Here is a 17305-nt window from a genome sequence, read left to right as displayed (position 1 = left end):
TTAGTGACTTGGCTTTAGCGTCGAAACAGTCACTTTATCTTAAAGGCTTTATTCCACAGCTTCCGGTCTAGGGCGTGAAACAAGATGACCATCCCCAAGGTTGATCAGCTTCGCCCGGCGTGGAGCCTTTCCGATCGGATAAACCGGGCTGGGAACTTCACCCGTCAGTCGAACATCGGACACGCGAACGTGCAGCGGGTCGGGAACCGGGACCGCCTGTATCAGCCGTTGGGTATACGGATGTTGAGGGTTACCAAAGATCTGCGCGCTGGTTCCCATTTCTACGATCTGACCCAGGTACATGACCCCGACCCGGTCCGCTACATTTTCAACCACTGCCATGTCGTGAGAGATGAAAAGGTAAGAGATTCCAAGTTCTTTTTTCAAAGATTGCAACAAGTCCAGAACCTGAGCCTGAACCGAAACGTCCAAAGCCGAAACCGATTCATCGGCGATAATCAGGTCCGGTTTCAGGGACAGGGCGCGAGCGATACAGATCCGCTGGCGTTGCCCTCCCGAGAACTCGTGCGGATATCGCTCGGCGGCCTCAGAGGGCAAACCGACCCTGTGCAACAATTCGGCGACCTGAGTTACACGCTCAGCAGGGGTGCCGATACCATGGATGACCAGGGGTTCGGCAATCAGATCGCCCACGCGCATTCGCGGGTCCAAAGCTGCCATGGGGTCCTGAAACACCATCTGTACATTACGGCAGCGTGACATACGCCGTTGGGCGTCCACCCTTTCAAGATATTGGCCCTTGAGCTTAATACGGCCCGTATACGGGGCCAAACCGACAATGGCCCGTGCAATTGTGGATTTCCCGCACCCACTTTCACCAACAAGGGCAAAGGTTTCTCCGCGTTTGATCTCAAGGCTGACGCCCTCCACCGCATGAACGCGATGGGTGACACGGCCAAGCACACCGCCATGAATATCAAACCTGACCTCCAGATCATCGAGATGTAAAACCGTATCCGTGACCTCGTTTGTAGCGGGTTTCGTCCCGTCCCCCATATGGGGAACCGCTGACAACAGTGCCCGCGTGTAAGGATGCTTCGGTTCCGCAAACAGCGATTTGGTATCATTTTCTTCAACGACGGTTCCGTCTTTCATCACGATGACATGGTCCGCCATTTCGGCAACAACGCCCATGTCATGTGTGATCAGCAGGATCGCTGTGCCATGTTCAGCCTGAAGATCGCGCAAAAGGTCCAATACTTCGCGTTGCACAGTAACGTCCAGCGCCGTTGTCGGTTCGTCGGCGATTAGAATCTCGGGCTCCAACGCCAATGCCATCGCGATCATCACGCGCTGACGCATACCGCCTGACAGTTCGTGCGGGTATTGCATCATACGCTGCTCCGGCTGGTTGATGCGCACAGAACGTAGTGCGCCTAGTGCCCGGTTGCGGGCTTCGCGTCGGCTGACCGGATCATGGGTCCGGATCGCCTCGACCAACTGAGTTCCGATGGTCAGCACCGGGTTGAGCGATGTCATCGGCTCCTGAAAGATCATGGCAATGCGGTTGCCGCGAATGTCACGCATCGCAGCCTCATTGATCTGGGTCAGGTCCTGCCCTCCCAGCCGGATGGCTCCGCCGGTAACCTGCACGGCGGGTGGGGGCAACAGGCCCATAATCGCAAGCGATGTCAGCGATTTGCCCGATCCGCTTTCCCCGGCCAAAGCCAATGTCTGTCCCCGTTGCAACTGAAAACTGACATCCGACACCAAAGGTTTGAGAACCCCTTGCGCGCGCACTGAAACGCACAAGTGGCTGACATCCAGAACCTGCGTATCCGGGGCAGCGGCGTCTGCCGCCCCAGATGTTTGTTCAGCGGGCACGGTCATTCGAACACCACCCGGGGGAAGTAGAAACTAACAACCCAGTTCGGCATATCCACGATCTCGGATATGCGAAGATCACCGCAGGTGGACACCAGCATGTAGGCGTCGACCGCCGCCAGACCGCGCTGTTTGCACAGCAGATCAATCATGCCGGACACCGCATCCCGAGCCGCCTGCATCAGGCTGTCGCTAATACCGGTCGTCACCTCGTAGCCTTTGGTATCGAAATGCTGCGTCACCGGGCCCGGCGTAGTAAAGCGGGGGAACTTCAGGTTTTCCCCTTTCACCAAATCCAGCGTCAGGACAACGTCCATCGGGCTTTCGATGGCGGTGCCGCAAACCTCTCCGTCGCCTTGCGCAGCGTGGGTGTCGCCAACGCTGAACAACGCGCCTGCGACTTCGACAGGAAGATACAGAACAGTGCCTGCCGCAAGATCACGGATGTCGAGATTTCCGCCAACATTGCGAGGCGGGACAATGCTGTGCTGGCCCGGCTCCGCCAGGGCGTTCCCGATGGTGCCGCAAAACGGTTTGAGAGGCACCTTTCCCTGATCGCCCCACAGGGACGGTGCCAGGGTTTCAGGATTATACTTCCAGAGCGTTAGCGCCGGATCGGTGAACTGATCGGCTAGAAGGCCAAAGCCGGGAATGTTGGCGGTCCATCCCCAACCCGAGGGGGCAAAGCTGTCGATCGTCACCTTCAGGCTATCGCCCGGTTCGGCCCCTTCCACATAGATCGGGCCCGAGACCGGATTGATTTGGCCAAAATCCAGATCGACTACATCCTGTACCGTGGACGACGGGCCAAGCTGGCCCGCCGAACTGTCGGCGCAATGAAACAGGATGGTCGATCCGGGCGTCACCCGTTCAGCCGGGACAATCGAGTTGTCCCAGCCAAAGTGATGCTGCGCATGATGGATCGTATAATTACAAGCCTTACACATACGATCACTCGGTCACATAGACATAGTCGTAGTTGATCGGGATCGAGACGGGATCAACATACAACGCGTCCGCACCGCCCATGCGCGCCGATTTCATCGTGTAGCGCTGCTCGTTGAACACTGGCACCCAAGGCGCATCCTCCATCACGCCCATGTAGACGTCCGACCACATCTGCATACGCTCATCCTGTTTCGCTGCATCGGTAATCGCATCCGCTTTGGTCGCCATAGCGTCCAGATCGGCGTTGCAGTACCAAGACCAGTTCCAGCCACCTTCGACGGCACCGTCACAGCCCAAGATCGGGCCGTAGAAGTTCGACGGATCCGGGAAATCGGCGATCCAGGCCATACCGCCCGACCAGATCATCGGGGCAGACCCGTTGCCACCCGCCTCAATCACGTTGGCCTGTGCCAGAGATTTGATCGCGGCGTCGATGCCGATATCTGCAAGATCGCGTTGAATGGCCTGCGCGATCCGTGGATTGGGGTCGGTGTTCATGACGTATAGTTCGGTCGCAAACCCGTCACCCTGCCCGGCTTCGGCCAGCAAAGCTTTTGCACCTTCGGGATCAAAGCCATATCCGGCATACCCTTCGGTGTAACCGGGCATCGACGGCGGCAAGGGTTGTGTCGCAGGAACCGCACGCCCGTTGATGATCTGCACGATGCGATCTTTGTTGATGGCCATATTGATGGCCTTGCGCACCCGCGCATCGTCCATCGGTGCAGTATTCACATTCAGCGTAATATAGCCGGTGTGCAGTTGCCCGCCTTCAACAACGCGTTCCGCCTGTGCCGGATCTGACATCACCTCGCGGAACTTCGCGGGCGGAATACCATCTCCGGGTACATCAACTTCGCCGTTTTGCAACCGTAGCAGGGCCACCACCGGTTCCTGGCCCACTTCAAAAGTGATGCTGTCGAGATAGGGAACCCCATCCCGCCAGTAATCGGTATTCTTTTCAAAGACCAGCCTTTGGCCCAATGTCCAGTCACCCAACTTAAAAGCTCCGGTGCCGACCGGCTGTTTGCCGAAATCATCTCCGGCCGCTTCAACAGCCTCGCGTGCCACGACCGACGCGAAATTTAACGCCATGACATGTAGGAAGGTGGCGTCGGGACGTGACAGAGTAATCTCGACAGTGCCGTCATCGACAACTTTCACTCCTTCAAGGCCATCCGCGCTGCCATCCGCCATGGCGTCATATCCCTTGATCGAGCCAAAGAAACCGGCCCCGGGCGATTGCGTGGCCGGAGTGGTAACTCGGTCCAGCGAATACTTGACATCGTCGGCAGTCATTTCCCGACCATTATGGAACTTGACCCCATCGCGCAGCTTGAAAGTATAGGTCATCCCGTCGTCTGAAACCGTATAGCTTTCCGCCAGCCCGGGGCGCAGATCGGTTGTTCCGGGAACATAATCCATCAGGCCGTCGAAAATCGATTTGATCATCGACCAGTTCTGCCAGTCGTATCCGATTGCCGGATCAAGCGTCGCCACATCATCCTTGTAGGTGATAACAATGCCGCCGCCGGGCTTCGCATTCGGGTCGGGCTGATACTCTTCGGCAAATGCCGGCAGTGTCAGGCCGACCGCCAGCGCTGTTGTGCACAGGATTTTTTTCATCTTGGCTTCCTCCATGTTGGTCTTTTTGTAGAACTCTCAGCGCAGTTTGATGCGCGGGTCGATGAGCGGCGCGATAATGTCCGCCAGTAAGTTGCCGATGACGATGGCGCAGGCGGTCACAAGGGTGACCCCCATGATGATGGGAATGTCGACGCGCTGAATGGCCTGCCAGGCCAGCTGACCGATGCCAGGCCAGCCAAAAACGCTTTCGACAACCACAAGTCCGCCCATGAAGATGCCGATGTCGATTCCGATCATCGCAATGACCGGCAGGATCGCGTTTGGCAAAGCATGGCGCAGAATGATACGGGAACGGGTCAATCCTTTGGCATGTGCGGTGCGGATGAAATCCTGACGCAGCACATCGATCATCGAGGAGCGCATCATCCGGCTGTACCAGCCCGACCCCATAATCCCCAGCGCCAGCGCCGGTAGCACCACATGGGACGCGGTTCCATAACCACCGATCGGGAACCAGCCCAGCTGCACCGCAAAAACGTAAAGCAACAACAGCGACACCACGAATTGCGGTGCCGAAACCGCGACAAACGATACGATCATTAGCGCCTGATCAGAAGTCTGACCGCGTCGCAGCGCAGCAATCACGCCCATCGTTAAGCCAATGGCCAATTCACACAGGATACCGGCACCCATCAGCAGCAAAGTGGCTGGCAGACGGGCGGCAATCAGGCTGCTGACCTCGGTCTTTTGCAGGTAGCTGCGGCCCATGTCGCCCTGCAGAAGACCTATAAGGTAGCGCCAGTACTGGACAAAGAACGGTTGATCCAGGCCCAGCTGTTCGCGGATATTCTGCACGGTCTGCGCCGTGGCGGAACGACCGGCAATCTGTCGAACAGGGTCCGCAGGCAAGACATAAAGCAGAAGGAAAGTAATAAACGACACGCCCAGCAGGATCAGAATCGATTGTACGATACGGCGAAGCAGATAAGCGACCATCAGCTGCGCCCCCGCTGTGTTGGGTCAAGCTCATCCCGCAGGGCGTCGCCAACCAGATTGAAGGCCAGCGCCAGCAGCAAAATGGCAAGTCCGGGAAAGAACACCAGCCAGGGCGCTGCCTGAAAATAGGTCTGGTTCTCGAAAATGATATTGCCCCAGGACGGTGTCGGGGGTTGTACTCCGACGCCAAGGAAACTGAGCGTCGCCTCAAGCAACACCGTCGTCGAAATGCCCAATGTGCCCCATACGATCAAGGTGGGCACCAGATGCGGCAGGATGTGACGGAAAAGGATACGGCCAGTTCCCGCACCCAGCGTCTTTTCGGCAGCGATGAAGTCGCGCTCAGACAAAGATGTGGTTTCGGTATAGATGACGCGGGCGGTTTGCACCCAGTTCACGAGGGCGATCACCAGGGCGACAATCCAAAGCGACGGCTGGAAAATCGCGGCCAGACAAATCGCCAGCAACAGCGCTGGGAAGGCCATCATCAGGTCCGTGAACCGCATCAGCACGGTGCCCAGCCACCCGCGTAGATAGCCCGCGGTCACACCGATGAGAGTTCCGATGATCAACGCCAGCCCATTGGCGATGACGCCGATGATCAATGACGTTCTCGCACCATATAATATGCGCGAAAGCAGATCCCGCCCAAGCAGATCGGTCCCCAGCGGAAACTCTCCGCCTGGCCCGAGGGGCGCACCCTCCAACGTCAGCCCTTCGAAATGTTGTTCGTCCGGCGCGTAAGGCGCGATCCATGGCGCGAAGACAGCGCCGAATACGACCAGAGCAATCAGGATCAACCCGAACACTGCCAGTTTGCGTCGCAAGATGCGACGCCAGGGACCGGGTTCAGCTACTGTGGTGTCAGCTGTGGCTGTTGCGTCGCTCATCTGATCCTCGTTTGCCGGTGTATCGCGCGACCACGCGTTGCGCTGCCATCTCAAAACTGACGCGCCAATCCATCGCCATGTGGCGTAGCCGGTCGAAGGCGGCGGTTTCATCCATCCCTTCGGACATCAGGAAGTTGACCGCCTGAACAACTGTTTGCCGCTCGCTCAACCTATGGCGCAAATCCTTGACTTCCGCCGCCAAAGCCAATGCCTCGTCATAGGCCGCGCGTGCGATCAGCAGGGCACTATATGCACCATTGTCACCAATGGGCTTGATCAATTGGGCATTCGCACCTGCGGTCAGCGCCCATTCAACCCGTCCTGGCGCTTCGCTGCCGATCAGTGCGATCAATGGCATTGGTGACTGACCGCGCGCCCATGGAAACTGCTCATCATGCCCAAGATCGGCGTCGAAAAAAACAAAATCCGCGCCAAGGGCGGCCGCATCCAACGTCGGCCATTTCTGTGTCACCCGAAGCCCGATGGCGGTCAGCTGCCGCGACAGAGCCCTCACCGTCGCATGCTCACGGTGCAGAATGACCGCGCGGGCACCGCCCAGCTCTCGTGCGGTGAAACGCCGGGTCATGACACCACCTTCAGGTCAGGGCCAACTTCTTGTAGGATATCCTTGCCTCGCGACAGATACGGATCGCCCGGAACCGGCGCGAACCGGCGCCGGACGGCAAACTGACCGTTCTCCACCTGCGCAATCAAAACCGGTAGGTTTGTGTGATGCGTCTGTGGATCGACGATCCCTTCGCCTGTCTGATCCTGCTCCAGCAGTTCTGAAATACTGAAGGCCTCACCACCCGGACATTGCGACATCAGCCGCGCGAGCTCCATTACCGCTGCATATGACATTGCTTCATGAGATGATCCGAAACCGGCAGTGTTCGACGTGCCCCCATCACCGCGAAAATACGGGCCCGCCGCGATCAACCCTTCAGCAGCTTCGCCAAACGCTGGGAGTTCACATTCAGTGAGGTTGCACGACATGATAGGGCAGGTCTCGGGACGGAAGTGTGGATCTCGCTCCCCAAGCTCATGATAGGCCGACACGAACCGGTACTGAGACGGTCCGATCAGCGAATTCAAAATGAAATCGGGCCGCGTGGCTTCGATCTCTTCAATCATCCTTTCGACGTCAAAAGACCCGATCGGCAGATAGCGTTCGCCCAGAACTGAACCGCCTGCATTGGTGATCGTCTCACGCGCGATCCGGTTCATCTCCCAGCCCCAGATATAGTTGGAGCCGGTCAGGAAGGCGCGTTTGCCATATGTGGGAAAGGCCCAGTCCAGCAGTGGCAGCAGATGCTGGTTCGGGCAAGCATGGGTATAAACCACCCGGTCGGAGGCCTCGAACCCTTCATAGGGAACGGTGTACCATAGAGTGCCACCATGACGTTCCAGCGCCGGGATCACCTCCTTGCGGCTCCACGAGGTGATACATCCGATGACATGCCGGGCGTTGGTGTTCGTCAGGATATCCGTGCACAGCGGTTCATAATTGTCGATGTTGCCCATCGGATCGCGTTCGATCGCGTAAAAGGTGAAATCCCGCGTTGGATCTGCATTGATCTCCGCGATCGCCCCGAGCGCCCCGATACGACAAGCTTCCGAGATGAGCGAGTAGTTCCCCGAGCGGGAATAAAGGATACCAAGTTCGATCTGTCGCTTCGTCACTTAAGCTCTCCAAAACGAGAAAGCCCCACATTTGCCCGTGCGAAATACACGGGCAAATGTGGGGCTCTGATGCCAGATTGGCTATACGCCTAATGTTGAGAACATGGTGTAATCAAGCGGGAGAGCTGTCAAGATTTTATTCCAACGACTGAAAAAGTCCGGGTTTGCAGAGATCTTTATGCTTCTTCAGTTTTTCTAAAGTCTTGTTTTTTATGATAGTTATCAGAATCGACCATTGAGCTCGCAAAGCGCAATGTCACTCTAAGCCCTGCTTGCTGATCCGGGTTCCCCCAGTCAAGATCGAGAAAAGCACAATGCAATGTGGCGATTGCGCTGACCAGCGGCGGTTTTGTCGCAAACTTTGTTCCCACCTGTCAGATCAAGAGTCGTTTTGGTAGCGCGTGCTCAAAATGACAGGAGCAGACCGTGACGATTTCACTCAAGGGCGCACACTTTCCGAAAGAAGTGATCTTGTATGCTGTTTTCTTCTATCTCCGATACGGCGTGTCATATCGGGATCTGGAAGAAATCATGGCGGAAAGAGGCGTTGAACTGGATCACGCAACTCTGAACCGATGGGTGAGCCGATACGCCGGTCTTGTAGCTGATAGGCGATGACTTCATCGATGCCACCTACGTCCAAATACGGGCATGAGCAACCGAACGACAGTTAACGTAACAACACCAACTTGGCAATGCCCGCGTTGGAAACGGGAGCCTTACAAATGGGGCAACGACCTTGGATCCTTCTTGATCTTTTCCGAACCTTTCGGAGCTCGCCAATCGCTTGGCAATGCCTGGAACTGTTTTCCTTAGGATGTACCGAGGCTAGTTTTTAGGTGGATTCCAAAAGAGTTCTGAATGTGTTCTTCCGCAGCTACACGCGCGGCGTCAGGGTCACGCTTCGCGATGGCCGCCACAATTTTCTCATGCTCACGAAACAACTTTTCCGGACGATCAGCCGGAATATACTTTGCCCCCCGCAACAACGCGAGCGAACTTGCAAGCGCATCAAAGGTTTGAAGCAGGAATCGATTGTGCGTCGCAATGTGAATAGCGCGATGCAATTTCCAATTGTTCTCATTCAGACTTCTCGGGTCGCCCGACAGCAACTTGCTTTCCTCCAGCAGGGTCCTCATTAAGATCACTTCCGCGTCCGAGGCATGGCGCGCCGCCAATGCCGCCGCAAAACCCTCCAACTCGCTTCTGACCGTATAAAGCTCCACAACCTCTTGCGGCTGCAACTCGGCAACAATGGCACCGCGTTGAGCCTCAATAACGACTCGCCCCTCTGCCTGAAGGCGCCGAATAGCTTCGCGAACCGGCGTACGGCTGACTCCAAGACGCTTGGAAACACTCGCTTCCCGCAAACGTTCACCAGGATGATATTCGCCTTCGTTGATCCACTTCTGAATGGCCCGATAGACAAACTCGCTACGAGGTATCTCCAGATCTTCCTGTAATTCTTCTTTTTTTTCCGCCATTTGTGCTCGCAAAATCGGTCGATGTACCGGTACGGTTGATATTGTATTCAATCGCCCGCCTCAACGAGAAAATGCACTTTCAAGACCATTTTTTTGATTTTTTTAGTCAGGGGTTGACATTGTATACATATAAATACATTTAGCCTATCAGGAGTTGGAGCTTAGCCGGACGCCGGAATCTCGTCGTAGTTTTTTGTACTTGTTACGCATTTCCTCCCTCCTCGGGAGGAGAAGAAAAGCAGTCGTCTTGCGCTAACGCCGGACGCTAAGCCAAAGAAAATGAAGGATGACAGAATGAAACTTGGTTTCATGGGGTTTGGAGAAGCCGCATTTCACATGGCCAAAGGGCTTACAGGCGAAGGGCTGACGGGGCAGATTGCCTATGACCATGCGTTCACTTTAGAGGAGAATTCCGCCCCTCGGTTAACGTGTCAGCGCCGACTTGAAGAGGCCAAAGTTGCTCTAATGGCGACTCCTGCCGAACTCGCCAGCAACGCGGAATTTATTATCCTCTCGGTTCCCTCGACCTTCGCCGAAGGGGCCGCCAACTCTATAGTCGAACACATGTCACGGGGTCAGACACTGGTTGATGTCTGCTCATCTTCACCGACTTTGAAAGCTCAGATTGCAAGTGACTGCGCCGCCAGAGACATCGGTTATGTGGACAGCCCCATGCTTGGCCCGCTTCCCGTTTACGGGCATAAGGTGCCAATCGCGGCTTCGGGCAGCGAAGCGCAGAGCTGGCGGGACGCGGCAACGCCCTTCGGTATGGTGATTGACGTCATCGACGGCCCGGCTGGCAAAGCCAGTAAAATCAAACTAAGCCGCTCGATTTTCACCAAGGGCTTTGAGGCTCTGCTGGTCGAAACCTTCCAATTTGCCCGCAAGAATGGCGTCGAAGATGTTGTGATGAACAGCATCGGCCAAACCATGGACAAGGTTAGCTTTCGTCAGTCGGCAGAGCGTTACATGTCGGGCGATTTGGTTCACGCCGCGCGGCGTGCGCACGAACTGGAAGACGCCATCGATATCATGAATGAAACTGGGATCGACCCGCTTGTCGCTGGTGGCGCATTGGCGCGCCTCAATGCCTCCGCCAACTCTGGCGCCGCAGAAAAGCTTGCCGGCGAAATGCCAAAATCACTGGAAGACGTTTTCGCAATATGGCGCGAAATCGGCGCAATCTAAGAGACTGATATGACTGAAATTTCTGAACGCATCTTGCGGCTGCAGCCCTCTGCAACCCGTGCAATGTCCGAGCGCGCTGGAGCCCTAAAAGCGCAGGGACACAGCATTGTATCCCTATCCACTGGCGAGCCTGACTTTGTCTCGCCCGAGGTCGCAATGAATGCCGCCCGCCAGGCGTTGGACAACGGGCGTACATTCTACACTCCCACCGCCGGCATTCCGGAACTGCGCAACGCGATATCTCAGTACTATGCGGACCAGTTCGAATTGACCTATGACACGTCCGAGATCATGGTTGGAGCCGGTGCCAAGCCATTGTTATTTCAAGCCTTCGCCGCTCTCATCAACCCGGGTGACGAAGTGATCCTGACAGCCCCTTCCTGGGTCAGCTACGTCGAACAGATCAAGTTTTTTGACGGTACCCCCTTCATTCTGGAAACCGATCCAGACACGCTGGACTTTGACATCGCTTCCATCCGCGCCGCGATCACACCACGCACCAAAGCTATTGTCCTGAATTCCCCCAACAACCCATCGGGGCGCATCTATGCGGACAGCCAGATCAAGGCAGTGTGCCAGTTGGTTGTTGAGCATGATCTGATGCTTATCAATGATGAGGTTTATGAACGCATTCTTTTTGACGGCGCGCGGTACCGCAATCCGATCGAAATCTGCCCTCAGGCCCGTAACAACGTCCTGAATATCAATGCTGTCAGCAAAACCTATGCCATGACCGGATGGCGCATTGGTTATGCACTGGGGCCGCGCAACCTCATCAAGAAAATGACTATGCTGCAAGGGCATCTGACCTCCGGCGCAAGCTCAGTGGCACAATGGGCTGCCGTAGGTGCACTCCAAAACGGTGAAGACGCGGTGGCGGATATGGCCGCGCAATATCAGACCCGCAAAGAACTCATCACTGGTCTGATGGATGCGATGCCGCACATTCGCTACATCCCACCAGAGGGCGCGTTCTACATTTTCGCTGACATCCGCGGCACTTTTGGATTGCGCGCGGGCACAACCGAGATCACCGACGACCTGACCTTCTGCGAAGCGCTTCTGGAAGAGGGCCTGGCCATCGTTCCAGGAACCGCCTTCCTGCAACCTGGCTTTGTAAGGCTGTCATTTGCCACGTCCGAAGACGTGATCCGTGACGCGATGAAGCGCTTGAGCAATTTCCTTACAAAACTCGAAATGAGAGCTTCGGCATGAATTTGATAAATACCAAAATCACCACTCAAACCGCCCCGATCCGCCGTGTTGGAGAAGGGCCGCTGCATAGCTTTTTTGGCTATTACAACAAATCGAACTTCTGCCCGAACGGAAACCGTCTTTTGGGAAATCGGGTAGAGATGTTCACAGGCGACTTGGACGGAACCGAAGTCGCCGAGGTCGGTTACTACGATCTGGCTAACGGTGACACTTTCCACAAACTCGGCGAGACAACCACTTGGAACTGGCAAATGGGGTGCCAGTCCCAGTGGCGTGGCGGGCGCAATGAGGTCATCTTCAACACGCGCGCCGACGGGGCTTCGGGGCCGGACAATGTTTTTCCGGATTTCCGCTCTACATTGGTCAGTGTGGACACCGGTGAAAGCCGTGAGCTCCCCTTGCCAATCTATGTGATGGACCCCAACGGAGAGTTTGCGCTGACCGTCAACTACTCTCGCTTCATGGTGACGCATCGCACCATCGGGTATCCGGCGACAACCGCCGAGCCGAAGTTGGAACTGGCGCCAGCAAATGACGGCATCTTCCGCATGGACATCGACAGCGGTGAAGCATCGTTGATCGTCAGCCTTAAAGAACTGCGCAACTTCCAACCCGTGCCTTCGATGGACAAAGCTATCCACTGGGTCACCCACATGGAAGTCAACCCATCAGGCACCCGCTTCCTATTCATCCATCGCTGGACAGAGCGCGTAAAGGATGAAACCTGTTTCCTACACCGCCTGTTCACCATGAATGGCGACGGCTCTGAACTGCGCCTTCTGGAGTGCAGCGATCACCCCTTGCCACAGCTGGCGGACGACTTTGATCCCGACGCCGTGGGCACCTTTGACTACGAAAAATCCGAGTATCAGATTTCCCACCCGATGTGGAAATCCGACGACGAAGTCATTGTCTGGGGCCCTCACGCTGGAGAAATCCACTATCACCTCTATGATGATAATTCTGGAAAAGTTGAGATCGTTGGGCCGGATGTTCTGGATGAAAACGGCCACATGACCTATTCTACAGACGGACGTTGGCTGCTGAGCGATACCTATCCTGACGCGACAACCAACGAACGTATCTTGTTCCTTTTTGATGTTGAAACCGGCCTTCGCCACGATCTGGGCAGCTTTTATACGCCCGCCGATCTAGGCAAACACAACCGTTGCGATCTGCACCCGCGTTGGAGCCGGGATAATCAAACTGTCTGCATCGACTCCGTTCACGAGGGAAGCAGGCAAATGTACTTGGTCGATGTAAGCACACGCTAAAGTATTGATTTTTCTAAGGAAGAGTTTGGGTCAGGAGAAGCTCATCCTTGCGAACCCCATCAAAAATCAGATCGCCCGTTTTATGGGCGGTCTCTGCCAGTCAATTTTCCACAATTTTGGCGCGGCACGCACACAGCTCAATCGGAGGAAAACAATGTTGTTCAAATTTCAAAAAACTGTCGTGAAAACGGCAGCGGCGGTTGCACTTACAGCCTGTTCCTTGCTGCCCGCAGCGGCACTGGCTCAGGATTATCCGCAGCGCGAGATCAAAATGCTCGTGGGCTTCAATGCCGGAGGCGCAACCGACATCATTGCCCGCTCGCTCGCCAAACAGATGGAAGCCTCTCTCGGTCAAAGCGTCGTTATTATGAATAAGTCCGGCGCGGGTGGGCTACTGGCCCTGAACGATCTGGTGCGCGCAAAGCCTGACGGCTACACGGTCATGCTATCCACCGCGACACCGTTGACTGCCAGCCGCTCTGAGCCGGGTGCCCCTACGCTCGAGGATGTCGAGGTGCTGGGCGTCGTCAATCTGGACGGCAGCGTGGTCCTGGTAAAAGGCGACAGCGAGTTTGAAACACTTCCTCAGTTCTTTGCTGCGGCGAACGAAAATCCAGGCAAAGTCATTATGGCACACGCAGGCGTTGGGGGTTCTTACCATTTGAACGCACTGGTTTGGGAAATGGCGACAGGTTCCAAGTTTCGCTACGTCCCATATGGCGGCGGTGCTGAAATTTACCCCGCACTCGCTGGCGGGCATGTGGAAAGCGCCTCAGCTGTGCTCTCCCCCGCCAAACAGTTGATCGAAAGCGGTCAAATTCGCGCGCTTGGCATTTCATCAGCCGAACGCCACCCCGGTTTTCCCGATGTTCCAACCTTCAAGGAGCAGGGCATTGATCTTGTCTGGGGTGCGCCAAAATTCTTGCTTGCCCCTAAAGGTACCGCTGATGAGGTCATCGAAATCTTGACCGAAGCGTTGGACGTGGCGATGACAAGCGAAGAAATGGAAGAATTCTGGCTGACTTCCAACTACGAGAAATTTTATCTTAAGCGCGACGAGGCCATCGCCTACTTGCAGGATGCACAAGTCGCTATCGACGACGCCTTTGCGGCTGCCGACAAATAATACCTCCCTCGTAAAACTGGCTCCCTTCCCAATCAAATTGGGGAAGGGGCATCCGTGAAACAAAAACGACGCCAATACCAAAAGAAATCACGATTGGAGGAGATTATGGTTCAGGACCGCGTAGTTGGGTTACTGATGATTGCTTTCGGAGGGCTATGTCTTGCACTGACAATTGGTTGGCCTGCCGGATTTGGGTCAACCTCAGTCGTCTTGACGACACATTTCTTTCCTCGGCTGGTCTCGGCTGGAATGATTGTCTCCGGGATTTGGGTTTTTGTCCAAGCGTCTGAAATTATGACGTCCTCTTCAAATTGGTTGCCGAAACTTGCCTTTTGTGCGGCCTTTCTCGGCAGCGTCGCTTGGGTGTGTCAGTGGGATTTTTTCGTTGCTGGAACCGTGCTTGGTTTCGGTACTCTCCTGCATACAAAAGTCGGGGTCGCAAAGGCACTTTTTAGCTCAATCTTCATCAGCGGCGCGATCTATCTGATTTTTCGCTACGCATTCAATCTTCAAATTCCCAATGGTCTCCACAGCGCTCTCCTGGGCGCGTGAGCAGTTTTTTGGCGTTCACTAACTCGCAAAGGAGGCCTTCGTGAACTTTCTAGATTTCTACCTTGTTGGTTGGGACAGCGTGTTTGCATTTTGGCCCTTGGCCATGCTGACGATGGGAGTCATTGTTGGCGTGATTTTTGGTGCGTTGCCAGGCATGGGCGCGACCGCCGGTGTCGCGATTGTGGTGCCGCTGACCTATGGCATGGACATGTTTCAGTCGCTAGCCCTGCTGTTAGGGATATTCTGCGGCGCTATCTTTGGAGGCTCTATTTCCGCGACTCTGATCAATATTCCAGGTGTTCCTGCGGCCATGATGACCGTGCTGGAGGCCGGCCCACTGGCCCGCGCTGGCAAGGCTGGGCTGGTTCTCGCGGTTTCGACGATCTGTTCCTTTCTGGGCGGCATCTTTTCGGCCATCATGCTGGCCTTGTTTGCCCCGCTTTTGGCAAGTTGGGCGCTGAAATTCGGCCCACATGAGTACTTTATGGTCGCGCTCCTTGGAGTGTCCGTAATTGTGTTCATTAGCGGCGGCTCTCTGCCACGCGCTCTGTTTGCTGGTTTTCTGGGCCTCCTTCTGGCTATGGTTGGTGAAGAAGCCTTGCGCGGTTTCCCAAGGTACACCTTTGGATCCGCCGACCTGCGGGTTGGCCTGCATTTCATACCCGTAAGCCTCGGCCTCTATGGCATGGCACAGGTGATCGCCTTTCTGGTGGACGAGGCTGGCTCCGGCAGAAAACCCGAAGTCATCAAATCGCTGGGCAAAATTACACTCCCCTTTTCGCGCATGATGTCCCTGCTTCGGGTGGTCCCGCGAAACGCCGCATTGGGCACCATTGTTGGGGCCCTGCCCGGCACCGGAGCCACCATCGGAGCGATCCTGTCCTATGGCATCGAAAAACGCATTTCCAAGACGCCTGAAAAGTTTGGCAAAGGCCATCTCGAAGCTATCGCAGCCACTGAAACCAGCAACAATGCCACGATCGGCGGGGCGATGATCCCACTGTTGGCACTTGGTATTCCCGGCGATGCGACAACTGCGATCATTCTCGCCGCCTTTGTTCTGCACGGCATCGCGCCTGGCCCCCTGCTTTTCACCGATCAGCCCGAGCTTGTCTCCAGCGTCTTCCTGATCATGCTACTGGCCAACGTGGTGTTCCTGTTTGTCGGACTCGCTGGCGCGCGCGTCTTTCCCAAGTTGCTCTCCATCCCCAAGAACTACCTTATGGTCGCAGTGGCCATCCTGTGCATGGTTGGCGCATTTTCGGTGCACAACAACGCCTTTGACGTGGGCACAATGGTGGTCTTTGGTTTTGTGGGTTACGGGTTGCGTAAGCTCAACATACCGATTGCACCCCTACTGCTAACTCTGATTTTGGGACCGCTCCTTGAGAAAAACTTCCAGCGCATCGCGATCATCGATCCAATGTTTGAAGGTTTCTTTGCCAGCCCGATTTCTCTTGGCATCATGATGTTTGTCGTCGCAATGTTCGCCTTCCCAACTCTCCGTAAACTATACTGGAAACGCAAATGAGCTTTCTTGAGACCGTAACTGAAACGTTGCAGGGGGCTGCGGATTACCATCTGCATGTTGGTCCCGACCCGAATGTCGAGCGTATTGCAGACGGATTTGAAACCGCCGCTAAAGCCGCCGAGCTGGGTATGAAGGCGTTGGGAATCAAATGCCACTCCGGTGCCACCGGTGTGATGGCCGCCATGATCCGAAAACAGCACCCGACCGTGGCAATTGTCGGCACCGTTGCTCTGAATCGCGAAATCGGGGGTATCAACCCGCTGGCCGTGGAAACCGACGCCAAACTCGGCAGCCGCAAGATTTGCATGCCGTCAACCTGGTCGACGCTTGCGCGCAAGAGAAAAGGCTTTGACGATGGCGTCAGAGTGCTTGACGACCACGGTCAGGTGCTACCCGAAGTCAAAGACGTGCTTCAACTTGTGAAAGAGCTCGACCTCATTGTCGAAACGGGCCACCTGTGGACCGACGAAATCGCAGCCGTCTTCGCCGCAGCCCAAGACATCGGCGTGCAGCGCTTTGTTGTCACTCACGCCTCAAAGATCGAAGGGCTGGCGCTCGATCTGGACTTCCAAAAGCACCTTGCCGACCAAGGGGCTTTCATCGAACATTGCTACGCGCATTCGTTCCCCTTCCTTGGCAATATCGGCGTGGATACGATTGCGAAGTCAATTCAACATGTCGGCGTTGAGCGTTGCATCCTCAGCACGGATCTAGGTCAGGCCTTCAACCCCCCGCCTTGGGAAGGTATGCGCATGGCCGTCGCCTCAATGCTCAAAAGTGGTTTCACAGCCGCGGACGTTGGCTATTTGGTTAAAACCAATCCTGTGGAGTTGCTGTGTGGGTAATCGTAAAGCACGGTTATGTCGGATGTGTCGCAAACTTTTAGAATGACCAAAGGCAGTCAACTACTGGACACACCTATCCTGCGATCTCGGCAAACATCTGAAAACCCGGGGTCGTAGTGCTAAGGAATTGCTGTTTTCGGA

16 protein-coding genes and 1 pseudogene are annotated in these 17305 nt (G+C 55.6%); 8 read left to right on the top strand and 9 right to left on the bottom strand.

Translation table 11 applies throughout. The features are described from left to right. Positions 1–48: 48 nt before the first annotated feature. The 8 genes from ACR0K5_RS22960 to ACR0K5_RS22925 all read right to left on the bottom strand — a co-directional run bounded on the left by ACR0K5_RS22960 (position 49) and on the right by ACR0K5_RS22925 (position 8320). Positions 49–1851, bottom strand: coding sequence for an ABC transporter ATP-binding protein (locus ACR0K5_RS22960; protein ID WP_480631867.1), 1803 nt, complete (start codon positions 1849–1851; stop codon positions 49–51). Continuing rightward, a complete protein-coding gene (locus ACR0K5_RS22955; RefSeq protein ID WP_480631866.1) occupies positions 1848–2792 on the bottom strand; it encodes an acetamidase/formamidase family protein in 945 nt (314 codons plus the stop codon). The genes ACR0K5_RS22960 and ACR0K5_RS22955 overlap by 4 nt, the downstream gene beginning before the upstream one ends. A gap of 4 nt (positions 2793–2796) precedes the next feature. Beyond that, on the bottom strand, positions 2797–4419 hold the full coding sequence (locus ACR0K5_RS22950) for an ABC transporter substrate-binding protein (protein ID WP_480631865.1): 1623 nt from the start codon (positions 4417–4419) through the stop codon (positions 2797–2799). A gap of 36 nt (positions 4420–4455) precedes the next feature. After that, the gene (locus tag ACR0K5_RS22945) at positions 4456–5376 is read right to left on the bottom strand and encodes an ABC transporter permease (protein WP_480631864.1); all 921 of its coding nucleotides are present in this window, start codon (positions 5374–5376) and stop codon (positions 4456–4458) included. Then, positions 5376–6266 carry an ABC transporter permease gene (locus tag ACR0K5_RS22940; protein ID WP_480631863.1) on the bottom strand — a complete coding sequence of 297 codons (891 nt, stop codon included), beginning with the start codon at positions 6264–6266 and terminating at the stop codon, positions 5376–5378. The genes ACR0K5_RS22945 and ACR0K5_RS22940 overlap by 1 nt, the downstream gene beginning before the upstream one ends. Beyond that, positions 6241–6852 (bottom strand): ANTAR domain-containing response regulator, encoded by a 612-nt coding sequence (locus tag ACR0K5_RS22935; protein ID WP_480631862.1) that lies wholly within the window; start codon positions 6850–6852, stop codon positions 6241–6243. Before ACR0K5_RS22935 ends, ACR0K5_RS22940 begins: the two co-directional genes overlap by 26 nt. Continuing rightward, complete coding sequence (locus ACR0K5_RS22930) at positions 6849–7949, bottom strand: transporter substrate-binding protein (RefSeq protein ID WP_480631861.1); 1101 nt, start codon at positions 7947–7949, stop codon at positions 6849–6851. Before ACR0K5_RS22930 ends, ACR0K5_RS22935 begins: the two co-directional genes overlap by 4 nt. A gap of 176 nt (positions 7950–8125) precedes the next feature. Beyond that, on the bottom strand, positions 8126–8320 hold the full coding sequence (locus tag ACR0K5_RS22925) for a hypothetical protein (RefSeq protein WP_480631860.1): 195 nt from the start codon (positions 8318–8320) through the stop codon (positions 8126–8128). 55 nt (positions 8321–8375) lie between these two features. On the opposite strand from ACR0K5_RS22925, the pseudogene ACR0K5_RS22920 reads away from it, so the two are divergent. Beyond that, a pseudogene (locus tag ACR0K5_RS22920) lies at positions 8376–8558 on the top strand (IS6 family transposase); the annotation flags it as partial. A 203-nt stretch (positions 8559–8761) separates the two neighbouring features. Here the strand turns inward: ACR0K5_RS22920 and ACR0K5_RS22915 are convergent. Beyond that, a complete protein-coding gene (locus ACR0K5_RS22915; RefSeq protein WP_480631859.1) occupies positions 8762–9433 on the bottom strand; it encodes a GntR family transcriptional regulator in 672 nt (223 codons plus the stop codon). Positions 9434–9727: 294 nt separating this feature from the next. Between ACR0K5_RS22915 and ACR0K5_RS22910 the strand changes: the two genes are divergently transcribed. Genes ACR0K5_RS22910 through ACR0K5_RS22880 form a run of 7 tightly spaced genes read left to right on the top strand, consistent with a single transcriptional unit; the run spans position 9728 to position 17164 of the window. Next, positions 9728–10621 (top strand): DUF1932 domain-containing protein, encoded by an 894-nt coding sequence (locus ACR0K5_RS22910; protein WP_480631858.1) that lies wholly within the window; start codon positions 9728–9730, stop codon positions 10619–10621. A 9-nt stretch (positions 10622–10630) separates the two neighbouring features. Beyond that, entirely contained in the window at positions 10631–11836 is a 1206-nt protein-coding gene (locus ACR0K5_RS22905; RefSeq protein WP_480631857.1) for a pyridoxal phosphate-dependent aminotransferase, read from the top strand. After that, a complete protein-coding gene (locus ACR0K5_RS22900; protein ID WP_480631856.1) occupies positions 11833–13110 on the top strand; it encodes a hypothetical protein in 1278 nt (425 codons plus the stop codon). Before ACR0K5_RS22905 ends, ACR0K5_RS22900 begins: the two co-directional genes overlap by 4 nt. 25 nt (positions 13111–13135) lie before the next feature. After that, positions 13136–14236: a Bug family tripartite tricarboxylate transporter substrate binding protein gene (locus tag ACR0K5_RS22895; protein WP_480631855.1), complete on the top strand. Its 1101-nt coding sequence runs from the start codon at positions 13136–13138 to the stop codon at positions 14234–14236. 54 nt (positions 14237–14290) lie between these two features. Then, positions 14291–14788 carry a tripartite tricarboxylate transporter TctB family protein gene (locus ACR0K5_RS22890; protein WP_480631854.1) on the top strand — a complete coding sequence of 166 codons (498 nt, stop codon included), beginning with the start codon at positions 14291–14293 and terminating at the stop codon, positions 14786–14788. Between the two features lie 40 nt (positions 14789–14828). Further along, complete coding sequence (locus ACR0K5_RS22885) at positions 14829–16319, top strand: tripartite tricarboxylate transporter permease (RefSeq protein WP_480631853.1); 1491 nt, start codon at positions 14829–14831, stop codon at positions 16317–16319. Beyond that, the gene (locus ACR0K5_RS22880) at positions 16316–17164 is read left to right on the top strand and encodes a DUF6282 family protein (RefSeq protein ID WP_480631852.1); all 849 of its coding nucleotides are present in this window, start codon (positions 16316–16318) and stop codon (positions 17162–17164) included. Before ACR0K5_RS22885 ends, ACR0K5_RS22880 begins: the two co-directional genes overlap by 4 nt. The last annotated feature ends 141 nt before the right edge of the window (positions 17165–17305 follow it).

It is taken from the genome of Ruegeria sp. AB9 (assembly GCF_056542585.1).
Note: the sequence above shows the minus strand (reverse complement) of the source record. Positions and strands in the feature narration are given on the sequence as shown.